Source organism: Vagococcus martis, assembly GCF_002026305.1.
Lineage (GTDB): Bacteria > Bacillota > Bacilli > Lactobacillales > Vagococcaceae > Vagococcus > Vagococcus martis.
In genome coordinates this window covers 2,272,145-2,296,296 of the sequence record NZ_MVAB01000001.1, presented here as the reverse complement: position 1 = coordinate 2,296,296, position 24,152 = coordinate 2,272,145, and the positions used below count along the sequence as shown (strand labels likewise).

At 33.8% G+C, this 24,152-nt stretch carries 25 protein-coding genes; 4 read left to right on the top strand and 21 right to left on the bottom strand.

Annotated features, from left to right (window positions below; genetic code table 11):
• Positions 1-344: 344 nt before the first annotated feature.
• Positions 345-1,589 carry a serine/threonine transporter SstT gene (gene sstT, locus BW731_RS11160; RefSeq protein WP_079348203.1) on the top strand — a complete coding sequence of 415 codons (1,245 nt, stop codon included), beginning with the start codon at positions 345-347 and terminating at the stop codon, positions 1,587-1,589.
• A gap of 405 nt (positions 1,590-1,994) precedes the next feature.
• Here sstT and BW731_RS11155 read toward each other — a convergent pair whose 3' ends face one another.
• The 3 genes from BW731_RS11155 to BW731_RS11145 form a co-directional block, all read right to left on the bottom strand.
• Positions 1,995-2,444 carry a GatB/YqeY domain-containing protein gene (locus BW731_RS11155; RefSeq protein ID WP_079348648.1) on the bottom strand — a complete coding sequence of 150 codons (450 nt, stop codon included), beginning with the start codon at positions 2,442-2,444 and terminating at the stop codon, positions 1,995-1,997.
• A gap of 23 nt (positions 2,445-2,467) precedes the next feature.
• Positions 2,468-2,644 (bottom strand): 30S ribosomal protein S21, encoded by a 177-nt coding sequence (rpsU, locus tag BW731_RS11150; protein WP_071456767.1) that lies wholly within the window; start codon positions 2,642-2,644, stop codon positions 2,468-2,470.
• Positions 2,645-2,759: 115 nt separating this feature from the next.
• Positions 2,760-3,155, bottom strand: a complete 396-nt coding sequence (locus BW731_RS11145) for a Fur family transcriptional regulator (protein ID WP_079348647.1) — start codon at positions 3,153-3,155, stop codon at positions 2,760-2,762.
• Between the two features lie 126 nt (positions 3,156-3,281).
• Here BW731_RS11145 and BW731_RS11140 point away from each other — a divergent pair, with 126 nt between their 5' ends.
• Positions 3,282-4,115 (top strand): pyruvate, water dikinase regulatory protein, encoded by an 834-nt coding sequence (locus BW731_RS11140; protein WP_079348201.1) that lies wholly within the window; start codon positions 3,282-3,284, stop codon positions 4,113-4,115.
• Between the two features lie 29 nt (positions 4,116-4,144).
• Here the strand turns inward: BW731_RS11140 and BW731_RS11135 are convergent, their stop codons facing one another.
• The 16 genes from BW731_RS11135 to BW731_RS11060 form a co-directional block, all read right to left on the bottom strand.
• Complete coding sequence (locus BW731_RS11135) at positions 4,145-5,017, bottom strand: aldose 1-epimerase family protein (RefSeq protein WP_079348199.1); 873 nt, start codon at positions 5,015-5,017, stop codon at positions 4,145-4,147.
• A 10-nt stretch (positions 5,018-5,027) separates the two neighbouring features.
• Positions 5,028-5,822, bottom strand: coding sequence for a GTP-sensing pleiotropic transcriptional regulator CodY (gene codY, locus BW731_RS11130; protein WP_079348197.1), 795 nt, complete (start codon positions 5,820-5,822; stop codon positions 5,028-5,030).
• A 21-nt stretch (positions 5,823-5,843) separates the two neighbouring features.
• The gene (gene hslU, locus BW731_RS11125) at positions 5,844-7,241 is read right to left on the bottom strand and encodes an ATP-dependent protease ATPase subunit HslU (RefSeq protein WP_079348195.1); all 1,398 of its coding nucleotides are present in this window, start codon (positions 7,239-7,241) and stop codon (positions 5,844-5,846) included.
• A 12-nt stretch (positions 7,242-7,253) separates the two neighbouring features.
• Complete coding sequence (gene hslV / locus BW731_RS11120; protein ID WP_079348193.1) at positions 7,254-7,802, bottom strand: ATP-dependent protease subunit HslV; 549 nt, start codon at positions 7,800-7,802, stop codon at positions 7,254-7,256.
• 21 nt (positions 7,803-7,823) lie between these two features.
• Entirely contained in the window at positions 7,824-8,723 is a 900-nt protein-coding gene (gene xerC / locus BW731_RS11115) for a tyrosine recombinase XerC (protein ID WP_079348191.1), read from the bottom strand.
• A 130-nt stretch (positions 8,724-8,853) separates the two neighbouring features.
• Entirely contained in the window at positions 8,854-10,170 is a 1,317-nt protein-coding gene (gene trmFO, locus BW731_RS11110; RefSeq protein ID WP_079348189.1) for a methylenetetrahydrofolate--tRNA-(uracil(54)-C(5))-methyltransferase (FADH(2)-oxidizing) TrmFO, read from the bottom strand.
• A gap of 95 nt (positions 10,171-10,265) precedes the next feature.
• The gene (gene topA, locus BW731_RS11105) at positions 10,266-12,347 is read right to left on the bottom strand and encodes a type I DNA topoisomerase (protein ID WP_079348187.1); all 2,082 of its coding nucleotides are present in this window, start codon (positions 12,345-12,347) and stop codon (positions 10,266-10,268) included.
• Positions 12,348-12,447: 100 nt separating this feature from the next.
• Positions 12,448-13,305 (bottom strand): DNA-processing protein DprA, encoded by an 858-nt coding sequence (dprA, locus tag BW731_RS11100; protein WP_079348185.1) that lies wholly within the window; start codon positions 13,303-13,305, stop codon positions 12,448-12,450.
• 54 nt (positions 13,306-13,359) lie between these two features.
• Entirely contained in the window at positions 13,360-14,127 is a 768-nt protein-coding gene (locus BW731_RS11095) for a ribonuclease HII (RefSeq protein WP_079348183.1), read from the bottom strand.
• Complete coding sequence (ylqF, locus tag BW731_RS11090) at positions 14,120-14,971, bottom strand: ribosome biogenesis GTPase YlqF (protein WP_079348181.1); 852 nt, start codon at positions 14,969-14,971, stop codon at positions 14,120-14,122. Before ylqF ends, BW731_RS11095 begins: the two co-directional genes overlap by 8 nt.
• A 12-nt stretch (positions 14,972-14,983) precedes the next feature.
• Positions 14,984-15,529, bottom strand: coding sequence for a signal peptidase I (gene lepB / locus BW731_RS11085; RefSeq protein ID WP_233120485.1), 546 nt, complete (start codon positions 15,527-15,529; stop codon positions 14,984-14,986).
• Between the two features lie 102 nt (positions 15,530-15,631).
• A complete protein-coding gene (locus tag BW731_RS11080; RefSeq protein WP_233120482.1) occupies positions 15,632-17,014 on the bottom strand; it encodes a S41 family peptidase in 1,383 nt (460 codons plus the stop codon).
• Between the two features lie 62 nt (positions 17,015-17,076).
• Positions 17,077-17,292, bottom strand: a complete 216-nt coding sequence (locus BW731_RS11075) for a YozE family protein (RefSeq protein ID WP_079348178.1) — start codon at positions 17,290-17,292, stop codon at positions 17,077-17,079.
• Positions 17,293-17,303: 11 nt separating this feature from the next.
• Positions 17,304-17,939: a YpmS family protein gene (locus BW731_RS11070; RefSeq protein WP_158080217.1), complete on the bottom strand. Its 636-nt coding sequence runs from the start codon at positions 17,937-17,939 to the stop codon at positions 17,304-17,306.
• A 14-nt stretch (positions 17,940-17,953) separates the two neighbouring features.
• The gene (locus BW731_RS11065; protein WP_079348174.1) at positions 17,954-18,823 is read right to left on the bottom strand and encodes an SGNH/GDSL hydrolase family protein; all 870 of its coding nucleotides are present in this window, start codon (positions 18,821-18,823) and stop codon (positions 17,954-17,956) included.
• Between the two features lie 51 nt (positions 18,824-18,874).
• Positions 18,875-19,717 (bottom strand): DegV family protein, encoded by an 843-nt coding sequence (locus BW731_RS11060; protein ID WP_079348172.1) that lies wholly within the window; start codon positions 19,715-19,717, stop codon positions 18,875-18,877.
• Positions 19,718-19,835: 118 nt separating this feature from the next.
• On the opposite strand from BW731_RS11060, the gene trhA reads away from it, so the two are divergent.
• Complete coding sequence (gene trhA, locus BW731_RS11055; RefSeq protein ID WP_079348170.1) at positions 19,836-20,480, top strand: PAQR family membrane homeostasis protein TrhA; 645 nt, start codon at positions 19,836-19,838, stop codon at positions 20,478-20,480.
• A gap of 137 nt (positions 20,481-20,617) precedes the next feature.
• On the opposite strand, the gene ccpA is transcribed toward trhA, so the two are convergent.
• Both ccpA and trxB read right to left on the bottom strand, forming a co-directional pair.
• Complete coding sequence (gene ccpA / locus BW731_RS11050) at positions 20,618-21,619, bottom strand: catabolite control protein A (protein WP_079348168.1); 1,002 nt, start codon at positions 21,617-21,619, stop codon at positions 20,618-20,620.
• A 199-nt stretch (positions 21,620-21,818) separates the two neighbouring features.
• Complete coding sequence (gene trxB / locus BW731_RS11045; protein ID WP_079348166.1) at positions 21,819-22,736, bottom strand: thioredoxin-disulfide reductase; 918 nt, start codon at positions 22,734-22,736, stop codon at positions 21,819-21,821.
• A gap of 250 nt (positions 22,737-22,986) precedes the next feature.
• Here trxB and BW731_RS11040 point away from each other — a divergent pair, with 250 nt between their 5' ends.
• Entirely contained in the window at positions 22,987-24,138 is a 1,152-nt protein-coding gene (locus tag BW731_RS11040; RefSeq protein WP_079348164.1) for an FtsW/RodA/SpoVE family cell cycle protein, read from the top strand.
• The last annotated feature ends 14 nt before the right edge of the window (positions 24,139-24,152 follow it).

Here is a 24,152-nt window from a genome sequence, read left to right as displayed (position 1 = left end):
TCATTCACATTATACTATATTTGTCTCAGTTTTTCTTGTCCTTTTAAAATTTCAAACAAACATACGTTCATCTCTTTCATTTTGTTTCTTTTTGACAGAATCACATTCTTTTTTTGAAAACTGAAAAAATTTTTAAAAATTAAATTATCAATCTACTGGAACAATATGTCCCTTTTACTCTCACAAACTTTAATACATCAATTTCACTTAGACAGATTGGTACTGAATAATATTACCTGTCAAAAATCATCTTTAAAAAAATTAAAATTATTTTAAAAAGGGGTATTTCTTTTTGTGAATTTTTAAAGTATATTATATTAATATTATAAAAAGGAGAGAAAGCTATGAAAAAGATTAGAGAATTATCATTAATCCAGAAAATCTGTATCGGTATTGTCGTCGGGGCAATTTTAGGGATGTTGGTACCTTCCTGGACTTGGATTAAAATATTAGGTGATCTCTTTATTGGGTCACTGAAAGCTATTGCGCCATTATTGGTATTTTTCCTAATCATCGAATCATTATCTAAACATCAAAAAGGCATTAAAACGCATATGAAAACGGTCATTATTTTATATTTAAGTGCCACTTTCATTGCGGCTTTAATCGCTGTATTTGCTTCTGAGTTATTCCCGGTTAAACTAGTATTACCTGATGTAGTCGTTGATCAACAAGCACCTGATGATTTATGGAAGATTTTGTCTGACATTATTATTGGGGCAGTAATGAATCCTGTTCAAGCCATTATTGAAGGAAATTATTTATCATTACTATTCTGGGGAGCAGTTATTGGAGCATGTATGCGAAGTGCTTCCGAAACAACTAAAAATGTGATCGCTGATATTTCTGGAACGATCTCTAAAGTGATTCAAATCATTATTCAATTTGCTCCAATTGGGATTGTTGGGTTGGTATTTAACTCTATTTCAGAAATCGGAATCAAAGGTTTAGCTGAGTACGGTAAGTTAATTTTATTATTAGTTGGAACGATGTTGTTTGTGTCATTCATCGTGTATCCACTGATGGTATTCTTACTATTAAAACAAAATCCTTATCCTTTAACGATGTTCTGTATGAAAGAAAGTGGTATTCCTGCCTTCTTCACACGTAGTTCAGTGGTAAATATTCCAATCAATATGGAATTGTGTGAGAAATTAGGGTTAGATAAAGAATCATACTCTATCTCTATTCCTCTTGGAGCAACTGCTAACAGTGGTGGTGCTGCCATTACCATTTCTATCATGACACTAGCAACTGCTTATACAATGGGGATGGATGTTCCGTTTCCTCTTGCTTTTCTACTTTGTTTATTAGCAGCCATTTCATCAACTGGTGTATCTGGTATTGCAGGCGGAAGTTTATTACTTATCCCTCTAGCATGTAGTTTATTTAATATCTCAAATGATATTGCCATGCAAGTTGTTGGGATTGGGTTCATCATTGGTGTGGTGCAAGATTCTGTTGAAACAGCTCTTAACTCTGCAGCCGATCTTTTATTTGCAGCCACAGCTGAATTTTATGATAAGAAAAAAGCTGGCGAAACCATTGATTTAAATGAACGTGTAAGAGAAGCTCAAAAATTAGTTTAACAAATAGACTCTATCATTTTTAGACACTGATTCCAAAAACCATACAATAGGAAAATCCCATGACATTAGTCTATTAAAAACTGACTTCATGGGATTTCTATGTTGCTAGTTTAATGATTTTCATTTAATAATTACTTTTAAGTTAGCCTCTTTTTTTAGGATACTATCTGTTTAATGAAATATTTCTTCTAATCATTGATACAAACTTTAAAACCATCAATTCTTACTAACAGTAGTTGACAAAGAGCCAAAAAAATCGAAAAAAGATGATAAATTTGAATTTACGTTCAAATTTATCATCTTTTAGTCTTGACTCATCCATCTAATTTTCTAGATTCCGAATTTTAACATTTTAATTTTTCGAAAATAAGTAACGAAAAATTAAAACGACCAATAAAGACATGTTCACAGACTAGTTAAACTTTCTTTTACTAAAGAATTAACTTTTTGTCCATCAGCTTTCCCCTTAGTTTTTGGCATGACAATCCCCATAACCTTACCAAAGTCCTTCATTGATGACGCGTCCGTTTCATCTATTGCAGACTCAATAATTGAACGCAATTCATCTTCTGAAAATTGTTCAGGCATATATCTATCTACAATTTTAATTTCGGCAGAAACTTTTTCAACCAAATCATCACGCTTGGCATCTTTAAATTCCTGAAGAGAATCTTTACGTTGTTTCATCTCTCTAGATAATACAGTTAATTCTTCATCTGATGATAAAGACTCACCTTTTTTAATCTCCTCATTTTGAATAGAAGATTTCATCATTCTTAAAACGGATAAGGTTTCTTTATCTTTTGCTTTCATCGCTACTTTGATATCATTATTTAACCTATCGAGTAGAGTCATAATATCAGATCCATTCATTAAAACTAGTATTTTTTACGTTTTCTTGCAGCTTCAGACTTTTTCTTACGTTTAACACTTGGTTTTTCGTAATATTCACGCTTGCGGTACTCTTGTAAAGTACCAGTTTTTGAAACGGAACGTTTGAAGCGACGAAGAGCGTCATCTAATGATTCGTTTTTACGAACAACAGTTTTTGACATATAAATCCCTCCCTCCAAACTTTTGGTAACCGTTTTTTATATAAAGTAATATTAAACAAAAAACTGTTCACAATATATTATATCTAATTGAGTTTTTCTCGTCAACTACCTAATGTTAATTTTTTAAACAATTCTCGCATTTACCTAGTATTTCAAACCGATGCCCTTCAATTGAGCACCCTGGTAATTGCTCTTTAAACATATCCATCGGACACATATGAATTTCACGCGTCGCTCCACACGAGGTACAAATAAAATGATGATGATGGTGTTCGCCGTGAACATCACAATGGAATCGGTATCTCTTCTCACCTTGTAAATCTGTTTCTTCTAAAATATTCAAATCTGCAAAGTCTCTTAAATTTCTGTAAATAGTATCATAGCTGACTCCTTTGTATTTATCGTTCATAAAATTAAACACATCAAGAGCTGCTACATAACGATTTTCATTAATAAGAAAAGAAAGTATATCCGAACGTTTTTTTGTATATTTCAGTCCATTGTCTTTCATTATTGCGATTGCGTGATCTAATTCTTTTGTCAAAATCTTTTCCCTCTCTTCATAATAATCATCGTTTGAGTTATATTATATGCTATAATTTAAGTAAAGTAAAAAAATTAAGGATGTGAATCATTTATGACAGATCAACGCATTAGTATATTTATTATTTCTGATTCTGCCGGTGAAACTGCGTCAAAGTTAGCACAAGCATCAATGGCGCAATATGAAGATGCTCAAATAAAAATCCAAATTGTCAAAAGAGCTTTCATCTATCATGAAGATGAACTAATACAAGCACTTGAAGAAGCAAAAGCAGTGAATGCTATTATCTTACATACACTTGTTTCAAAAGATTTAGTTAATATAGCCAACAACTACGGAAAAGAGCATAATCTATTTACCATTGATGTATTATCTGGACTAGTTGATGAGTTATCAAATAGAACAGGATTAGAACCAAGTCGTTTGCCTGGTGCAATGCATTTTTTAAGTAAAAATTATTTTGAACGCATTAGTGCGATGGAATTTGCCGTTAAATATGACGATGGTAAAAATCCTAAAGGTTTTTTAGAAGCAGATATTCTTCTTTTAGGGGTGTCACGTACGTCAAAAACACCACTAAGTTTATTTTTAGCAAATAAAAACTTGAAAGTGGCTAATTTGCCACTCATTCCAGAAGCTCACATTCCACCACAACTTTGGGAAGTTGACCCTAAAAAAATTGTCGGTCTAACAAATAATCCAAAAGTCTTAAATCGTATTCGACGTGAAAGAATGAAATCATATGGATTAAATCCCGACACGGCCTATTCTGATATTGATAAGATTAAACGTGAATTGGAATTTGCTAATGATTTATATAAAAAACTTGGATGTCTCGTTATCAATGTGGCTCAACTTTCTATCGAAGAAACAGCTTCTATTATATTAAGTGAGTTAAATATTGAAGATACCAGTTATTTTGGTTAAAAAAACAAGACGGTTTCTCGTCTTGTTTTTTATATAATTTCAATTGTATAACTTCGATTAAAAATGTCACCTTTTGATAATTTGTTTATCCCTATTTTTTCTTCAATGGCACCTGAAGCTGAAACATCATCTGCAATACCACACCAAGGTTCTATACAAATAAATGGTGCGTCAACTGTATTCGGGCTCCAAAAGCCAACAAATGGAAAATCCTCATAACTAACTCTTACCCCATGAGGATGCTTCTCAGATAAAATTGAAAAAGTGTTTTTCCCTTTTGTTTCTAAAATCTGTGCATCTTCTTTAAACAATCCATGATTTAGCTGAATTGATGTGTTTGTCTGTGCTAACGTTTTACTCTCACTATTAATATAAGCACCTTCTAGCGGAATTTTAATTCTTGATTTCAACGGATAAAAATGCAAATAATAATCTTCGATTGTTGTTCCTTCAATTAACGGAACATTAAATGCTGGATGGGCCCCGATTGAAAAATACATCTCATCAGAAAGTGTAGATACTTCATAACTTGTTGTTAGCTCATTATCTACAAGTTTATAGCCAATCAACAAACGAAACTCAAATGGGTATTTTTCTAATGTTTCTTGATTACTTTTTAATTCAAAGACAACAGAAGAAGCGTCTTGTTCAATGACATCAAACGTCATATCTCGAGCAAATCCATGTTGATTCATACGATATGGTTGACTTTTATATGTGTATGTATTCTTTTTCAATCTGCCAACAATCGGAAACAATACTGGTGCATGACGTCCCCAATAGTTTGGATTAGCTTGCCAAATATACTCAACACCTGTTTCTTTTAAAATAAAACTTGATAATTCGGCTCCAAATTCATTTATGCTGACTTTAGCCGTATCTGATTCTAAATATATCGTCATGAAAAACCTCCTAAACGACCGTTTCTTTATCAAGTAGGTCAATTAACTGTTGATTTGTTATTTTGATAAACGTACCCTTCATTCCAAGAGACCGTGTCTCAATAACCCCACCAGATTCAAGTTTTCTTAGTGCATTTACAATCACAGAACGTGTAATACCGATTCTATCAGCAACACTTGATGTCGTTAAAATGCCTTCATCACCATCTAGTTCTTCGAAAATAGCTTTAATGGCTTTTAACTCACTGAATGACAATGATTTAAGCGCCATTTGAACCATACTTGTTTCACGCACTTGTTTTTCGATATCACCAGATTTTTGATAAAGCATCTGCATTCCAACTACTGTTGCACTATACTCACAAAGAATAAAATCTTCAGTATTAAATTTTTTATTAATACGCCCTAAAAGAATTGTGCCAAGCCTAGCACCTGCTCCAAAAATTGGAACAAGTGTTGTATAGGCATTGGTCAACTCCGCTTTTAATTCAAACGGAAACGTGGTTAACTCTTCTTCAATCGGAATATTTTCCACCGTTTGCTGAATATCTTTTAACAATGTCGTATAAGAATGTGGAAATTGATGATTTGAAATCATCTCATTTATGCGTTCATTATTAAAATCATGCACAACAGAATACCCTAACAATACGCCCTCTTTTGACAAAATATAGGTATTACATTCCATAATATCAGATAATACCTGTGCCATTTGCAAGTAAGGCATCTCTTTTTCTTCTTGAATGGTATTTTCTTTTTGTAGCAATTCATTTATCATACGTGTTTTTTGCAATAAATCATTCATACCACCACTCCTAAACGATTCTTATAAAATATAACGACTTAAATCCTCATCTTCAGATATTTCTCCAAGTTTTTCATTTACGTATTGCTCAGTAATTGTAATTTCACCCATCGACATATCAGGAGATTCAAATAATAAATCTTCTAACAGTTTTTCTAAAATAGTGTGTAAACGTCGTGCGCCGATATTATCTGTCTCACTATTCACATTATACGCTATATTAGATAAACGTTCGATTGCTTCTTTGGTGAATGTTACATCAATATTTTCTGTTTTAAGTAACGCAATATATTGTTTGATTAACGCGTTGTTTGGTTCAGTTAAAATGCGAACAAAATCTTCAGCTGTTAAATCATCTAATTCAACACGAATTGGGAAACGTCCTTGTAATTCAGGAATTAAATCACTTGGTTTACTTAAATGGAACGCTCCTGAAGCGATAAATAGAATATGATCTGTTGCAATCGTACCATATTTAGTATTCACAATTGAGCCTTCAACGATTGGTAAAATATCACGTTGGACACCTTCACGAGAAACTTGACCATTACTTTCAGATTTAGACGTAATTTTATCAAACTCATCAATAAAAATAATCCCATGATTTTGAGCAAGTTTAATTGCTTCACTATGAATGTCAGCACTATTAACTAATTTTTCAGATTCTTCATTAATTAAGATTTCGCGTGCTTCTTTTACAGTCACTGTGCGTTTGATTTTTTTCTTAGGTGTTAATGAATTTAAAGCATCTCCTAAATCTATTCCCATTTGTTCTAATCCATTATTCATGGTTGGTGTTTGTTTTTTCTCTTCGACTTCAATTGTGATCTCTCTATCTTCAAGTTGACCTTTTTCAAGTTGAGATTGGACTGTTTCACGGCTTACTCTGATAGAATCAGTCACTTCTTCTTTTTCTTCGTCATTGTTTTGTTGGAAACCATTCATCATTTGCATCATCATATCAAATTGGTTCGTTGATTGACGTTTTTCTTTTTTGATACCAGGTACTAATAATTTAACCAATCTATCTTCCGCAGCTTTTTTAGCTTGTGAATATACTTGGCTGTATTGGTCTTTTTTCACAATGGTAATACTTGCTTCAACTAAGTCACGAACCATTGACTCAACGTCACGACCAACGTACCCAACTTCTGTAAATTTCGTTGCCTCAACTTTTACAAATGGTGCATTAACAATTTTTGCTAGTCGTCTAGCGATTTCTGTTTTACCTACACCAGTTGGTCCAATCATTAACAAGTTTTTAGGCGTGATATCTTGTTGCATCACTTCGTCTAATTGCATACGGCGATAACGATTACGTAATGCCACTGCTACAGATTTTTTCGCTTTATTTTGTCCAATAATATATTGGTCTAATTCTTCTACAATTTGTCTTGGTGTTTTTGTTACTGTACTCATTAAAGTCATCTCCTATAATTCTTCTACAATAATGTTGTGGTTTGTGTAAACACAAATATCTCCTGCGACATTTAGCGCAGCTTTTGCGATGTCACCAGCCGTTAAATCTTCACGGCCATCTCGTTTAAGTGCTCTTGCAGCAGCTAATGCATAGTTACCACCAGAACCTATCGCTAAAATACCATCATCTGGTGCGATTACTTCACCTGTACCTGACACTACTAGCATCTCTTTATCATTCATTACGATTAGCATCGCTTCTAATTTTTGCATCGCACGATCACTGCGCCATTGCATCGCAAGTTCCACAGCCGCACGCATCAAGTTTCCTTTATATTGATTTAATTTTTCTTCAAATTTCCCTTCAAGATTAAACGCATCTGCCACACTACCGGCAAATCCTACGACCACTTCATCGTTATAAATACGTCTAACTTTTCTGGCAGTCCCTTTCATCACGACTGATTCGCCCATTGTTACTTGGCCATCACCAGCCATTGCAAATTTTCCGTCTTTTTCTACTGCACAAATTGTTGTTGAATGAAATGTTGTATATCCCATAATTTTTTCTCCTATTCTAAATTAAGCTCTCGGATGAAAATTCCGATAATTCTTTTGTAACGCACTGGTTGTCACATGCGTATATATCTGTGTGGAGGATAAACTTGAATGACCCAATAACTCTTGGACCGTTCTCATATCAGCTCCATTATCTAATAAATGTGTGGCAAATGTATGCCTAAAAATATGCGGATGAATATTCGTTGTTAAACTACTTTTTTTAATTAAATGATCCAAAATATATTGAACGCCTTTTGCTGTCAGCGGCTGTCCTCGGTGATTAATAAATAAATTATCATGTTCTTCGTGATATTTTTCCATCAAGTCTTTACGTGTAGTTGATAGGTAATCAGAAATAGCATCGTGACAAAACGAACCAAACGGCACATAACGTTGCTTGCCACCTTTACCATTTATTAACACAATTGAATTTTCCATATCTATATCACGTAATTCAATCGACACACACTCGGATACCCTAATTCCTGTAGCATAAAGTAACTCTAAAATCGCTCGATTACGTTTATCTAATGGTGCTTCACCAGAAACCGATTCAAATAAGATAGCCAATTCTTTTTCATATAAAAAGCTTGGTAACTTACTTTGCTTTTTTTTCATCTGTATGTAGCTAAAAGGATTGTCTGTCATCCACTCATTTTTTATTAAGAAATGATAATATGACCGAAGACTCGAAATTTTCCGACTAATTGTATTACGACTATATTCTTTATCATGAAGATAAGCTAGATACACTCGAGCATCTTGAAACGTGATGTTTAAATAGTCAGAATTTCCTGTTTCTTCCAAAAACTCAAAAAAATGTGTGACATCATCCTCATAGGCGTGTTTTGTTTGTAATGAATAATGTCGCTCATCTACTAAATATCTTAAAAATAACACTAAGTGATCAATCGAAATCAACCCCTTTCATTACAAATTATAAAATTAATGTAACATACAAATTTTTTTTTTACCAATATATTTATATGTTTTAAGTAATTTATACAAATTTTTAAACAAACCATAAAAAAATAGCATGTCAAATGACATACTATTTCTCAAATAATGTTAACGACTCTTTTGTCGCTTCAAGTGCTCTATTAGCAATTTGTGTGTAACGTTCTTTTTTATCACGAATTCTCTCTGGTAACTCTGGGAATAAACCAAAGTTTACATTCATCGGTTGGAAATGTTTACCAGATGTATGTGTGATGTAGTGTGCCATACCACCAATCGCTGTTTCTTGTGGCAGTACAATTGGTTCTTTACCTTGGGCAAGTCTTGCTGCATTTCGTCCTGCTAAGATACCACTTGCTGCACTTTCAACATAACCTTCTACACCAGTCATTTGACCAGCAAAGAATAACGTTGGTTTCTTACGTGATTGATACGTTGGATCAAGTAATTCAGGTGAATTCATAAATGTATTTCGATGCATCACACCATATCTTACAATTTCTGCATTTTCTAATCCTGGAATCATTTGAATAATACGTTTTTGTTCGCCCCATTTTAAATGCGTTTGAAATCCAACAATATTATAAAGTGACGCTGCTGCATTGTCTTGTCGAAGTTGAACAACTGCATATGGACGCTTACCTGTTTTTGGATCTTCTAATCCAACTGGTTTCAACGGACCAAATGTCATTGTTTTTTCGCCACGATTTGCCATCACCTCAATCGGCATACATCCTTCAAAGAATTTTTCTTTTTCGAATGATTTTAAAGGTGCTACTTCTGCGTTAACAAGCGCTTCTCTAAACGCATAGAACTCATCCTTTGTCATAGGACAATTAAGGTAGGCTGCTTCACCTTTATCATAACGAGATTTTAAATACACTTTATCCATATCAATAGATGATTTTTCTATGATTGGTGCAGCTGCATCATAAAAATATAATCCTTCTGACTCAGTAAATTCTTTGATACTTTCCGCTAAAGGCTCACTTGTTAAAGGGCCAGTCGCAATGACTGTAATACCTTCAGTTGGAATTTCAGTAATCTCTTCATGATGAACAGTAATGTTTGGATGATTTGATACTTGTTTTGTTACTTCTTCAGAAAAGCTTTCTCTATCAACAGCTAACGCACCACCAGCAGGAACTTGTGTTTTATCTGCAGCTGCAATAATAACTGAGCCAAATTGTCTCATCTCTTCTTTTAATAAACCAGCAGCATTTGTAATACCATTCGCTCTTAATGAGTTCGTACAAACTAATTCAGCAAATTGATCCGTGTGGTGTGCTGGTGTTTTTTTTATTTTTCTCATTTCATATAAATCAACTTGGGCTCCTGACTCTGCTGCTTGCCATGCTGCTTCACTTCCAGCTAATCCTGCCCCAATAACCGTTACTCTATTCTCTGTCATTTAGTTACCTCTTTCTCAGTAATTAAGTAAAGGACAAGAGTGAGTTCTCTTGTCCTCCTATGCATTATACACAATTTATAAAAAGAAACCTATCTTTATTTTTGCACGTCTTCTTGATAGTCACAGTTACTACAAATAATCTGCATACCACCACGAACTTTTTTCTGTACAAGATAGTGACTACACTTAGGACAGTCGCGTCCAATTGGTTTATCCCACGATGTAAATTCACAATCAGGGTATCGGTCACATCCATAAAAAATACGATTCTTTTTCGTTTTCTTCTCGATGACATCACCTTTTTTACAAGTTGGACATGTCACGCCGATTTTTTTAACAATGGCTTTCGTATTTCGACAATCAGGGAAATTACTACATGCATAAAACTTCCCATATTTACCTAGTTTTATAACCATTGGTGAGCCACATTCTTCACAGTCAAAACCGGCCGGCTCATCTTTAATTTGGATTTTCTCCATTTTTTCTTCTGCTGTAGCCAATTCTTTTTCAAATGGATGATAGAAACGACTGATAACATCGACCCATTTTTCTTTATGTTCAGCTATAGCATCAAGTTCTTTTTCCATCTCAGCAGTAAAGGTTGTATCAACAATTTGTGGGAAGTACTCACACATAATCGTATTCACAATTTCACCAAGCTCAGTTGGCTCAAAGCGTCTAGCATTTAATTTTACATAGTAACGACGTTGAATCGTTTCAAGAGTTGGTGCGTATGTTGATGGACGTCCCACACCTTGCTCTTCCAATGTTTTAACTAGTGTTGCTTCACTGTATCGTGCTGGTGGTTGAGTAAAATGTTGTTTTGGTTCGATATCAACAGATTTGACAACATCGCCAACTTCTAACTCAGGAAGAATATTATCTTTTTCTTCTTTGCCTTCATCTTTTCCCTCAACATAGACTTTCATAAATCCAGGGAATTTAACTTTCGATCCGTTTGCAACAAACGTCACACCATTTTGCGCTAAATCAACACGCATCGTATCCATAACTGCTGGTGACATTAAACTTGCTATCATACGTGACCAGATTAATGAATACAATTTAAATTGGTCTTTATCCAAGTAGTCTTTAATTGATTCAGGTGTACGCATCACACTTGATGGACGAATTGCCTCATGTGCGTCTTGCGCGCCTTCTGCTTTTTTAACAGGTTTTTTCTTTGAATCAAAGAACTCTTGACCATATTTTTCTACGATAAAATCATATGCTTCACTTTTTGCTGTGTCTGATAGTCGAGTTGAGTCCGTTCTCATATAAGTAATCAAACCGACTGTTCCTTGCCCTTTACCTAGTTTAATTCCTTCGTAAAGTTGTTGTGCTACCATCATTGTTTTTCTAGTTCTAAAATTTAATTTACGAGCAGCTTCTTGTTGCAAACTACTTGTTGTAAAGGGATTCGCCGGATTTCTTTTACGTTCCTTTTTGGTTACTTTCACGACGTCATAATCTCTTCCAGTTAACTTTGCAGTGACTTCTTTAACATCTTTTTCAGTTGACAGTTTTACTTTTTTACCGTCTAAACCATAAAAGTTAGCAGAGAATTTTGCCTTATTCTTTAAAAATGTTCCTGGAATACTCCAGTACTCTTCAGGTTTAAAGTTTCTAATTTCTTCTTCACGGTCAATTATCATTTTTAGCGCAACAGATTGCACACGACCTGCACTCAATCCTTTTTTAACTTTCTTCCATAATAAAGGACTAATTGAGTAACCAACTAAACGGTCTAATATACGTCTAGCTTGTTGTGCATCGACCAAATCAATATTTATTTTTCGTGGTTCTTTAAACGCTTGTTTTACCGCTTCTTTGGTAATCTCGTTAAATACCACTCGATTATTATCTTCTAAATCTAACTCTAATATATGAGCCAAATGCCATGCAATCGCTTCCCCCTCGCGGTCCGGATCGGCTGCGAGATAAACTTTTTGAGCTTTTTTTGCATGTTTTTTTAAATCCTTAATAACAGGACCTTTTCCTCGAATGTTTATGTAGTGAGGTTCAAAATTATTTTCTATATCAATACCCATTTTACTTTTAGGCAAATCTCTAATATGCCCAACGCTTGCTACGACTTTATAGTTTTTACCGAGATATTTCTCGATCGTTTTAGCTTTAGCAGGGGATTCCACAATCACTAAATATTTGTAACTCATGCCCCTCTTCCTCTCTTTTTTTACAATTTATACTTCTATATATACCATTTCGGCAATCGTTTATCATATTATCTATTGATATAGTATTTGTCAAGGATTTCTACATTTCTTCTAAAATATCTTTCACATGACTAATGCATTTTGCTCCGTCTTGAATCAACGACAAGCACCCTTCAGATTCTTTTACTAACGGACTATTTGGAATAGCAAAAACATTTCGCCCTTCCTCTAGTGCAAGGTGTGCAGTAATAAAAGTTCCACTCTTTTTCTTCGCCTCAACAACAAGTGTCGCAGAAGACAGTCCTGCAATAATTCGATTCCTTTCAGGAAAATGATACGCTAATGGTGATTCATGAGGTAAATATTCCGTCACGACAAGTTGATGGTCATACATGTATTCTTGTAAGCGAAAGTTTTCTTTAGGGTAAACTCTATCAAGACCAAATCCTAAAACTCCAATAGTATTTCCTTGTCTTCTAATAGCCAATTTTTGTGCACAAGTGTCATTGCCTTTTGCCAAACCGCTCACTACAGTAATCTCTTCATCGACAATAGGTGGAACCATGGTTTCAATGATACTTTTTCCAAAATCTGTTTGTTCTCTTGACCCAATAATTGAAATCATTTTAGTTTTTAATAATTCTTTTCTTCCTTTATAAAATAGCGCAATTGGCGGATTGTAGATTTCAGATAATGGTTCAGGATAATCCTCATCTAAATAAGTTAACAAACCATATTGTTCCAAAAAACAATCTAAGTCTTGAGAGGTTATTTTTTGACTTTCTTTAAAACTTTCAATAAAAATTGACTGATGAATTGGTTTTACTTTAGCTAAATGAATCATGGTTTGAAAACAAACCTCTTCGTTATTTTCTAGTAAATAATTTAACAGCCTTAATCTTCCAATATTGCCAATCCCTTTGACGTGTTTTAAACGAAATATAATTAATTGATGCATAAAAAAACTCCTTTGCTATATGTTTTTAATTAACATACGCAAAAGAGCTTTAATTTATTTTATCATGCTTTTAATTGGTTCAAATGATTTGCGATGAATTCGCGTGATTCCATTGGTTTTCAATTGGTCTAAATGCTCTTTTGTTCCATAACCAGCATTATTAGCAAAGCCATAACCAGGAAACTCTTTATCGTATTCTACCATCATTCTATCACGTGTCACTTTCGCGATAATGCTCGCACTAGCAATTGAGATACTATTGGCATCACCTTTTATGATACTTTCTTGTGCAATATCGACTGGTAAAGTCATCGCATCAATTAATAAATAATCAGGTGACACGTCCAATTGATTGATTGCATCAACCATAGCTAGTTTTGTGGCTTCATAGATATTAACGCGGTCTATCGTTTCCTCATCTATAATACCAATTCCGACAGACAAAGCATCTGCCATAATTTTATCAAAAAATTCTTCACGTTTTTTCAGAGACAATTGTTTTGAATCATTGATTCCAACTCCATCAAAATCAGTTGGTAAGACTACTGCCGCTGCGACTACAGGCCCTGCTAAAGGTCCTCGACCAACCTCATCAATTCCAACAATTGTTTGATACCCGTTATTTCGAGCTTGTTTTTCATACGACGTCATCTCTTCAAATTTTACTCTAAGAGACTCTTCTTTTTCTAAACGTTTTTTGGTTTGTTCAATAATCTTTTGTACACCTTTTCGTTCGTCTGACGAATACTCTTCGAATAAGTTATCTGAAAAATTAATAACATGAGAAAATTTTTCTTTAATAGATTGAATTGTTTCACTCATGAGACATATCCTCAACTCTGTCTAGTGTGTATTTACCAAGTCTGCCATCACGTACTTCTTGGATTATCATCACACTACCTCGTTCATAATCTTCTTGGAAACCTCGTTTTTTTGTGATTAACATCAACATATCTACGTTATTTAATGTCATGTCTTCATCTGTTAATTTATAACGTTCGGCTAATTGCTCTGGGTAATACTCTTTAAAAAACTCGATACCATATAAAGCCAAGTCATCCATGTGTAACAATGCATCTTTTATTGCTCCTGTTAAAGCTAATTTTTTTCCAATTTCTTTGTCTTCAAATTTTGGCCATAAAATCCCTGGTGTATCTAAAAGTTCTAAATCTTTTCCAGTTTTAAGCCATTGTTGCCCTTTTGTCACACCAGGTGTATTACCAGTTTTTGCCATATTTTTGTTAGCCAAACGATTTAATAACGTTGATTTACCAACATTGGGAATCCCAATACACATTGCACGAACTGGCCTAGGTTTCATTCCACGAGCAGCTTGTCTTTCGATTTTTTCAGCTAGTATTTCTTTAACTTTTGGTGTGATTTTATTAATCCCTTTTCCTTGATTCGCATTAATTGCTAAACAATGAATTCCTTGAGAGGCAAAATAATCATGCCATCTTTGTGTTTCTTTCACGTCCGCTAAATCAGACTTATTTAATAGCATCAAGCGTGGTTTTTGCTGAATTAACGAATCCAACATAGGATTTCTACTTGAAATAGGAAGTCTCGCGTCAACAATCTCCAATACTATATCAACTAATTTTAACTTTTCCGCCACTTCACGTCTGGCTTTGGCCATATGACCTGGAAACCATTGAATTGTCATACTATTACTCCTTTAATTTTTAATAATTTTCATATCCTGAATTGGATAATAGACTAGTCTTGCTTTACCAATGATAGAGTAAGATGATATCGTACCAAATGAGCGACTATCTTTACTCACCCGTCTATTATCCCCCATCACAAAGTACTGATCTTTTGGAATCGTCTTAACACCTAATAACTCGCTTGTGTCAAAATCAGCAGTTAAAACATATTCATTTTTCTTTTTTTTAATATCTTTTAGAAAGGGCTCATCTATCAATTGGTTGTTTATATAAAGACTATCTTTCTTATAAGAAATACGATCTCCTGGAAGTCCGATGACTCTCTTAACATATGTATTCCCATCAGGTGCGTGAAACACAATAATATCAAATCGCTTGACTCTTGAAATATTTTCAACAACGACAAAATCATGTTCTTCTAAAGTAGGGGACATTGAGTTTCCTGTCACTTCCAACGGTACAAAAATAAATGCTTGCATAATAAATATCACAACCGTACATAAAACAAACATCTTCAACCAATGCCAAATGGTCTCAACTATCTTTTTCTCCAAAGTCCCACCTACCTTTCCAAAGTCTATGATATAAAAATTTGACCTAAAATACCATAACAATTCATGATTTTTCTCGTTTGCCTGAAAAAAGACTAGTTTTCACTAGTCTTTTACTAACGTTTCAATTGCTTTTTCATATTGATTATCATGTGTGTTCCAATATTCTACAATTTGTTTTTCTAATACATTAATTGTTTTTTCATCAGCTTTTCCTGTTACTTCTAGCTTATTCTTTTCTTGGAAAGCTTTAATTGCTGCTTCTGTTTTCTCACTGTAAGTGTCCGTCACATCAACATCGTAACCTAAAACTTTTAAGTACTCATTTATGACTTTGACATGTTCATTCACTGCACCAAGTTTATAATCTAATGTGGTATCAATCAATTTGTGTTGAATGTAGTCTGGTTTGTCTACCTTAATAGTTGGTTCGACCCCTTTTTTATGGATCCACTTACCTTTTGGTGTTAGCCATTTTTTAATGGTTAATTTAATTTCCCCACCGTCGTTCATCGGAATGACTGTTTGAACCGTTCCTTTACCAAATGTTTTAGTCCCTATTACCTCAATATTAGCTGAATCAATAAATGCTCCGGCCATAATCTCAGAAGCACTAGCACTATTTTCGTCCACTAATAAAACAGTTGGCTCAGTGATTTTTTCGCCACCATCTAATTTTTTACTGGCTACGTGTTCTTCATCATCTTCAAGTTTACTCTCAAATTTAACAATTGGTTTACCATCTTTTAAGAATCGACTTGTTATTTTTTCTACCTGATCTAACATCCCACCAGGATTACCTCTAACATCAATGACAAACGATTTTGCACCATCTTTTCTTAATTTTGTTACCATCTTGTCAAATTCTTCAGACGTTGTCGAATTAAAACTGCTGATATTTATATACCCAATATCTTTGTTCTTCTCATCAATATTACCTGTTACAGAATCAACTGGAATAACATCACGAGTAATCGTTACAGGAAATGTTTCAGAGCCACGTTTAATATCTAACTTAACGCTGCTTCCTTTTTCACCTCTTACTTTTTTAACAACGTCACTTAAACTTTGTCCTTCAATACTTTTTCCATCAACTTTTAAAATAACATCTCCAACTTGAAGTTTTGCCTTTTCAGCTGGAGAATCTTTAATGGGTGGTTCTGCTACAGTTGGTAAGTCATTCGTCATGGTCATGACAGCACCAATTCCTTCAAAATTGCCATTGATATCTTCTTCAAATCCTTTTGCCTCTTCGGCAGTAAAATAAGTTGAATAGGGATCATCAATAGCTGCGACCATTCCCTTCATTGCACCTTCATATAATTTTTTCGAATCGATATCTTTGATATAACCTTGCTCAATTAGCGTTGCCAAATCAGCCAAGTTATCTAACTGATCTTGCTGTGATGAAGAAGAGATACCATTTTTTGATTCATATATAAATACCGTTCCACCAACAGCTAAAAGAGCGACGATAATGTTTGTCACGATATATTTTGTGATAGATACTGTTCCTTTTTTTGTTTATTTCCTGTCATTTACACACATCCTTATCTAGTTGCTTCCACATACATCTCCCAAAGTTCATCAAACACATCCATATTTGTAACATAATAAGCATTTGTTTCTAGGTAATCAGATAATTTATGATACGTGGTTTCTTGCTTTGGAAACTGTAAATCTTCAAATATATTTTCCGCCAGCATTGAAATATCTGATGGTTCTAATTTACCTCGATGAATTTGGACATAATGATAAAAACTCATAAACGGCTCCTTTATTTCTTATTGTTCTCAGATAGATAGAGATTAAAGCGAATTTGATCATTTATTAGATTAATTTGTTCAGCTTTTACACGCATTCCATTAGCTAATTTTAGTTGCTGCAAATGTAACACTACATTCTTTTCATCAGCATTTATTTCTATCCATTTAGGAAAATCAACTGAATGGGAGATATAGCTTATCATAGCAGATATTGGAACATTTAAAGTGCCAACAGTTAAATCTTTTGCTTTAAGTTGAATATCGCCATTTGCCAGAACAAATGGCTCAAAATATAAATAAAAGTGAGTATCATGTCCAAGCAATGAAAAAGTTCCATCAATCAAGGCATCTTTATCAAGGTGAAAAACGTAATCAACACCTGAATCATCAAATAAATCTTTGATATAAAAATTGATAGCTCGACTCACTTGGTCCTTAGTCATAGATACTTCCAAAATCGGATCCTTCAAATTAGTTTTTATTTCAGTCTTAGAATCATAGGTCACTCTAGGTGTACTAACACGGTACCCAATAACTAAAATAAAAGCCAACACAATGGATAAAAGAACTAAAAAAGCTATCTTCCAAGGATTATGAAAAAAATTATTTATTTTAACCTTTTTTTTACCTGTTTGTTTATTTATCACTGAACGCACATCTCCTACTTTAACCATTTATTCTTCGTTGCTGACATTTTTAATTCGAATGCATTGGCAATAATTTGATAACCTAAATTATTTGGATGAAATGTGTCTTCGGAGGAGATTAAATCATTAAGAGATGAACTATCACTTGATTTTAATGCTTCCTTTTTATCATCACTTTTTTCAATTTCTGGAATCCCCTGATAAATATCATCATTTATAGGCACAAAATAGGCATTTTCTTGCTCGTTGACAAAATTTTGTGAGCTTTTATTCCAAAAATCAACAATTTCCTGAAGTTCTGTAATATCTGAAAAATTTAAGTAAAATGGATTGTAAATACCTAATTGATAAATCGGAGCATCAGGATTAAGTGTCCTGAGTTCAGCGTACAATTTTTCAAGTCTACCATAATATGTTTCTTTTTCACTTTCCAAACGTTTCGTTGTCATTTTACTAAATATTTTAGGTTGTATAGCTTGTAGCAAATCATTGCCTCCAACAGTCAAGAGAATAGCATTAGCTTGTTGAACAGACTGTTGCATTTCTTCATTCTTTTTTAGACGCTTCAGTATTTGGTCACTTCGATCACCAGATTTTCCAAAATTTTCAATTTGAAACACATCAACGGGATACATATCTGATAAATCTTTTTGAAGTAAAGGTAGATATCCTCCTGACTTTGTCGTATCGCCAATCCCTTCAGTTAAAGAATCTCCTACTGCACTTAAGCGAATCATTTCAATACGCTTTTCCGTTTCTTTCGTTTCATTATTTAGATGGATATTATCAGCTCTTGGGACTAAGACTAATCCGAGTGTGCTAAAAATAATAACCATTACCACAAAAAACATTACATATTTCAAGTGATACGTAAGATGCTTCATCCTAATCCCTCATTCAAAAAAGCAGACCATTGTTGATCTGCTATCGTTATCTTAATCTGTGTAAAACATTACCGCAAATGCACCTTTACCAGTATGTGTCGCAACAAGTGGTGTGGTATGTACAATCGGAAGTGTTAAATTTGGTAATGCTTGTTTAAAAATTGTTTTCATTTCCTCACATATTTCAACTCCTGATGCCTCTGACATACCTAAATACTCGATAGACATATTAGACAATTTGCTTTCTAACTCTTTTGCCCATTTTATAAAGGTTTTATTTCCTCGGCCTTTACTCACTACTTCGAGTTCGCCATCTTTTAATTGCATTAACAATTTCATATTGAGAAAGCCAGATACAGCCCCTACTAATTTACCAATCCGACCACCTTTAACAAGATTTTCAAGGGTCGCAACGCCAATATAGAGTTGCGTATGTTCTTTCACGTATTCAACCGCTTCTACTATTTCAGATACACTATACTTTTGTTCTTTCGCCATCTTAGCAGCTTGATACACTTGGAAGCCAAGACCTTGGTCAATATAGTCGCTATCAATAACCGTTACACTTGATTGAGATAGTTGGGCGGCTTGTTTTGCGGTATTCACTGTCCCACTCAACTTTTCAGTTAAGTGAATCGAAATAATCTCACTGCCGTCTTCTCCCAATTTATCATACAATTCAACAAATTCACCAATTGGGGGCTGACTTGTTTTAGGTAATGTTTTAGAATTAGACATCATCGTCATAAAGTCGAAAGGATCCAACTCATTTTGGTCAGCATATATAACACCATCAATCATAATTGATAAGCTAATCGTATAAATCTCCACTTCTTTTCTTCTCTCTTCTGGAATAATACAAGATGAGTCTGTCACTATTTTAATTTTTGTCATCATCAAACCTCTTTCAAAACCAACAATATTCATGTACAATTAATTTAATGTTTTCTGTTTAATTAGTATAACAGAAAAGCATCTATTTTTCACTAAAAAACGAAAGGGCGTATACAACATGCACAATCCATCTTTCTCAAAAAAGTATCTAGTTGTCAACGAAATATTCAATGCTATCACCCATGGGATTGGAACTGGGCTAAGTATAGCCGGACTTGTTTTACTTATTATAAAAGGAGTTCAAATGCACTCACCTATCCGAATTGTGTCATACTCTATCTTCGGTGCATCCATGATCCTTCTATTTTTATTTTCAACTTTATTTCATAGTTTAATTTTTACTAAAGCTAAAAAAGTTTTTCAAGTCTTTGACCACAGTTCAATTTATTTATTGATTGCAGGAAGCTATACTCCCTATAGTTTAGTAACAATTGGTGGTCCTCTTGGTTGGTCCATGTGTATCATTATTTGGTTACTTGCTATATCAGGGATTGTTTACAAGGCTATTTTTTTACAAAAACGTGGAAAAGCTGATTATTTTCTTTATATTTTGATGGGATGGTTATGTGTCATTGCCATCAAACCTCTATACGAAGGTCTTGGATTTAACGGACTACTATTATTAGTACTGGGCGGGGTATCTTATACTGCTGGCACTTTTTTCTATAGCAAACAACATTTAAAATTTATGCATGTTATCTGGCACTTATTTGTGTTAGCTGGTGCTATATTTATTTTCTTTTCTGTTTATCTCTATACTTAGAAAACAGATGACCCAAAAGATATTTACTTAAAGGAAAATCACTGCTTTAATGAAACTAGAAATCCCATGAAATCAATGTTTTAATAAACTGATTTCATGGGATTTTTCTATTTTAAGACATTTTGGTCAGTGCTTTTTTATTTTGTTGAACCTTTTTGAATTAATCCATAAGGTAAAACAATATTTTTTTCATCAATTTCTTCTTTATTCATTAATTTCGTTAATAGACGCATAGATACCGCACCAATATCATATAAAGGTTGAGAAATACTTGTCACGCTTGGACGTGCAATATCTGTGAATAGTGAGTTATTACTTGTAATGATTTCAAATTCTTCAGGTACTTTCACACCATTATCAGTTAAACTATTTAATAAACCAACTGCTAGTTCATCATCAGCTACAACAGCTGCAGTTGCACCACTATTTACAACACGTTCATACAACGCAAGGCCTGCTTTATAGTTGTATTCAGCTTCAAATACTAACCCTTCATTAAAGTCTACATTATTTTCTTTCAACGCATCTTTATATCCTTTTAATCGTTGGATACCATTAATTGGATCTAATAAAGAACCAGAGATAAAGGCTACTTTTTTATTTCCTGATTGAATGAGTTGAGTTGTGGCATCTTTTGTTGCTGCTTCATAATCAATGTTAACTGAGCCAACTTGATTATCCGGATCAATTGAGCCAGCTAACACAACTGGTGTTTTCGAGCGAGAAAATTCTCCTCTAATTTGTTCAGTTAAATGATGTCCCATGAAGATAATACCATCTACTTGTTTAGCAAGTAATGTATTTAATACATTTACTTCTTTAACATCATTGCCATCAGAGTTAGCTAAGATAATATTGTATTTATACATTGTTGCCACGTCATCAATACCTCGAGCTAATGAGGCAAAATAAGCATTACTTACATCAGGGATAATAACACCCACTGTTGTTGTTTTCTTACTTGCTAATCCTCTTGCTACAGCGTTTGGTCTGTAGTCAAGTCTCTCAATTACTTCAAGAACTTTTTTTCTAGTTGCTGGTTTTACATTTGGGTTTCCATTAACGACACGAGATACCGTCGCCATAGAAACAGCTGCTTCTCTTGCCACATCATAAATTGTGATGGTTTGTTTTTCCATGTCTATGTTCTCCTTTAGTAGAATACTGTCATTTCATAAGTCACACATAGATTATCAGAAAACTATTCACTTTGCAAGCGGTTTATAGTCGTTTTCATGAAAAGTTTTGAAAATTACAAAAAACTAGTGAAATATATACGATAAAAACCCCTTTGATGATGTTACGACTATCAAAGGGGAATCTCATTTATTCTATTACTTAATCATCTAGACTACTTAAATAGTTATAAACTTCTTGACCAGCGATACTTCCATCACCAACAGCTGTAGCTATTTGTCTTAGAACTGTATCACGAACATCTCCAATAGCATAGATACCAGGGATATCTGTAGACATATGGGCATCTGTTTTAATCCATCCATGTTCAGTAGTAATACCTAAATCTTTAACAAAGTCAGTTAATGGATCAAGACCAATATAGATAAACACACCATCTGCAAGCAAGTCTTCTACTTCACCTGTTTTAGTGTCTTCTAGTTTGATTGATTGAACACTTGTATCATTTCCATTAATTTCAATTGGTACTTTATTCCACATAAACTCAATTTTTTCATTTTTAAATGCTCGGTCTTGTAATATTTTCTGTGCTCTTAGTTCATCTCTTCTATGCACAATTGTTACTTTACTGGCAAATTGTGTTAAATACATTCCTTCTTCAATTGCAGAATCTCCACCGCCAATTACCACTAAATGACGATCTCTAAAGAATGCCCCATCACAAACCGCACAATAAGAAACACCACGACCTGAATACTCTTCTTCTCCTGGAATATTGATTTTACGATGTTCACTACCTGAGGCGATAATCACTGTTTTACCTTCATAAGTTGCATCATCACACACAACTTTTTTTACATCACCATTGTTTTCAATGTTTACCACATTACCATAAACATGCTCTGCACCAAAATTTGACGAGTTTTCATACATTTTTAATGCTAAGTCTGGGCCTGATATCAAGTTGAATCCCGGATAGTTTTCAACCTCATCAGTATTCATTAATTGTCCTCCAGGAGCTCCGCGTTCAATGACTAAAACAGACAATCCAGAACGTGACGCATACAAAGCAGAAGTCATCCCTCCTGGTCCAGCCCCAATAATAATTACATCATACATAATTAATACCCCCTATCGTTTTCTACTCATACTTTAACCTTTTCTTTTTTTATTGTCTATTTATTCGTCTTGACTATTAAAATAACAAGATCTTTTATCAACAACTTCGACCAAATAACAATGAAAAAGTTAAAAATTCATTTAATTTCACTTTTACTATATACTAATCAAATCAAAAGTGGTAGCTTATTACAAGTATGACTATTTATAATTAAATTAATATAACTAAATAAAAGGACAAGATGACAGCATGAAGCGACGAGAATATCAACAAAAAAATAATTTTAATTACGCCTTATTACTGCCAATTTTTTTAATGCTTATTTTAAGTATTTGGCTTCAGTATTGGGTAGCCTACTATGATCAAAATAATCCGGTAAAACAAGCACTTAAACAGCTCGCCTTTGTTGGATTAGGAACTGTCTTAATGTTTAGTGTTAAGTACATTAAGCGAGACTTTATTTGGAAGGCCGTCCCCTGGTTTTATGTTTTTTCTCTTCTATTGATGGGGTCACTTTATTTTTTCTATGATCCACATATGTATGAGTTAACAAACACCAAACGTTGGTTGGATATTTTCGGATTTCAATTCCAACCATCAGAAATTGCTAAAACAGCCTATATCCTGTTTATGTCAAAAGAGTTGGTAAAATATAATAAAAATGTTCCTGTTAAAGACTTGCATAGCGATATTAATATGGTAAAAAAACTCTTTTTATATTCGTTACCTCTTTTCTTTTTAATGTTTGTCCAAAAAGATTTTGGTACAAGTCTTGTGTTTATTTGCGTTCTAGGTGCACTGATAATAGCATCTGGAATTAATTGGCGTATTGTCGCCGTATTAGGTGGGATTTCTGCTTTACTAGGTGGAACACTTATCTTTTTAGTATTCACAGAGTTCGGACAATCGATTCTATCTTCACTGCATTTCAAAGAATACCAATTAAACCGTATTAGAGCGTGGGTAGATCCTTTTGAGTATGCAACGTCTATTGCGTATCAACAAGTACAAGGATTACTTGCTATTGGCTCAGGTGGGATGTTTGGAACTGGAACGACAGGGGTACAAGTTTATGTTCCCGTTAGAGAATCTGATATGATCTTTACCTTTATCGGAGAGGCATACGGATTTGTCGGTGCAACCGCAGTAATACTATTGTACTTCTATCTATTTTTCCAAATTTTCTATACCGGTATTCGAAGTAACTCAACCTTTAATATTTACATATGCGTCGGCATAGTATTCATGTTAGTTTTCCAAACTGTTGAGAATATTGGAGCATCAATTGGATTACTTCCATTAACAGGTATTCCTCTACCGTTTTTAAGTCAAGGTGGAACTGCTCTTGTATCAACCATGTTAGCTTTAGGTCTGATATTTGGAATGGACTCAAAACAATAAAAAGAATCAACTAA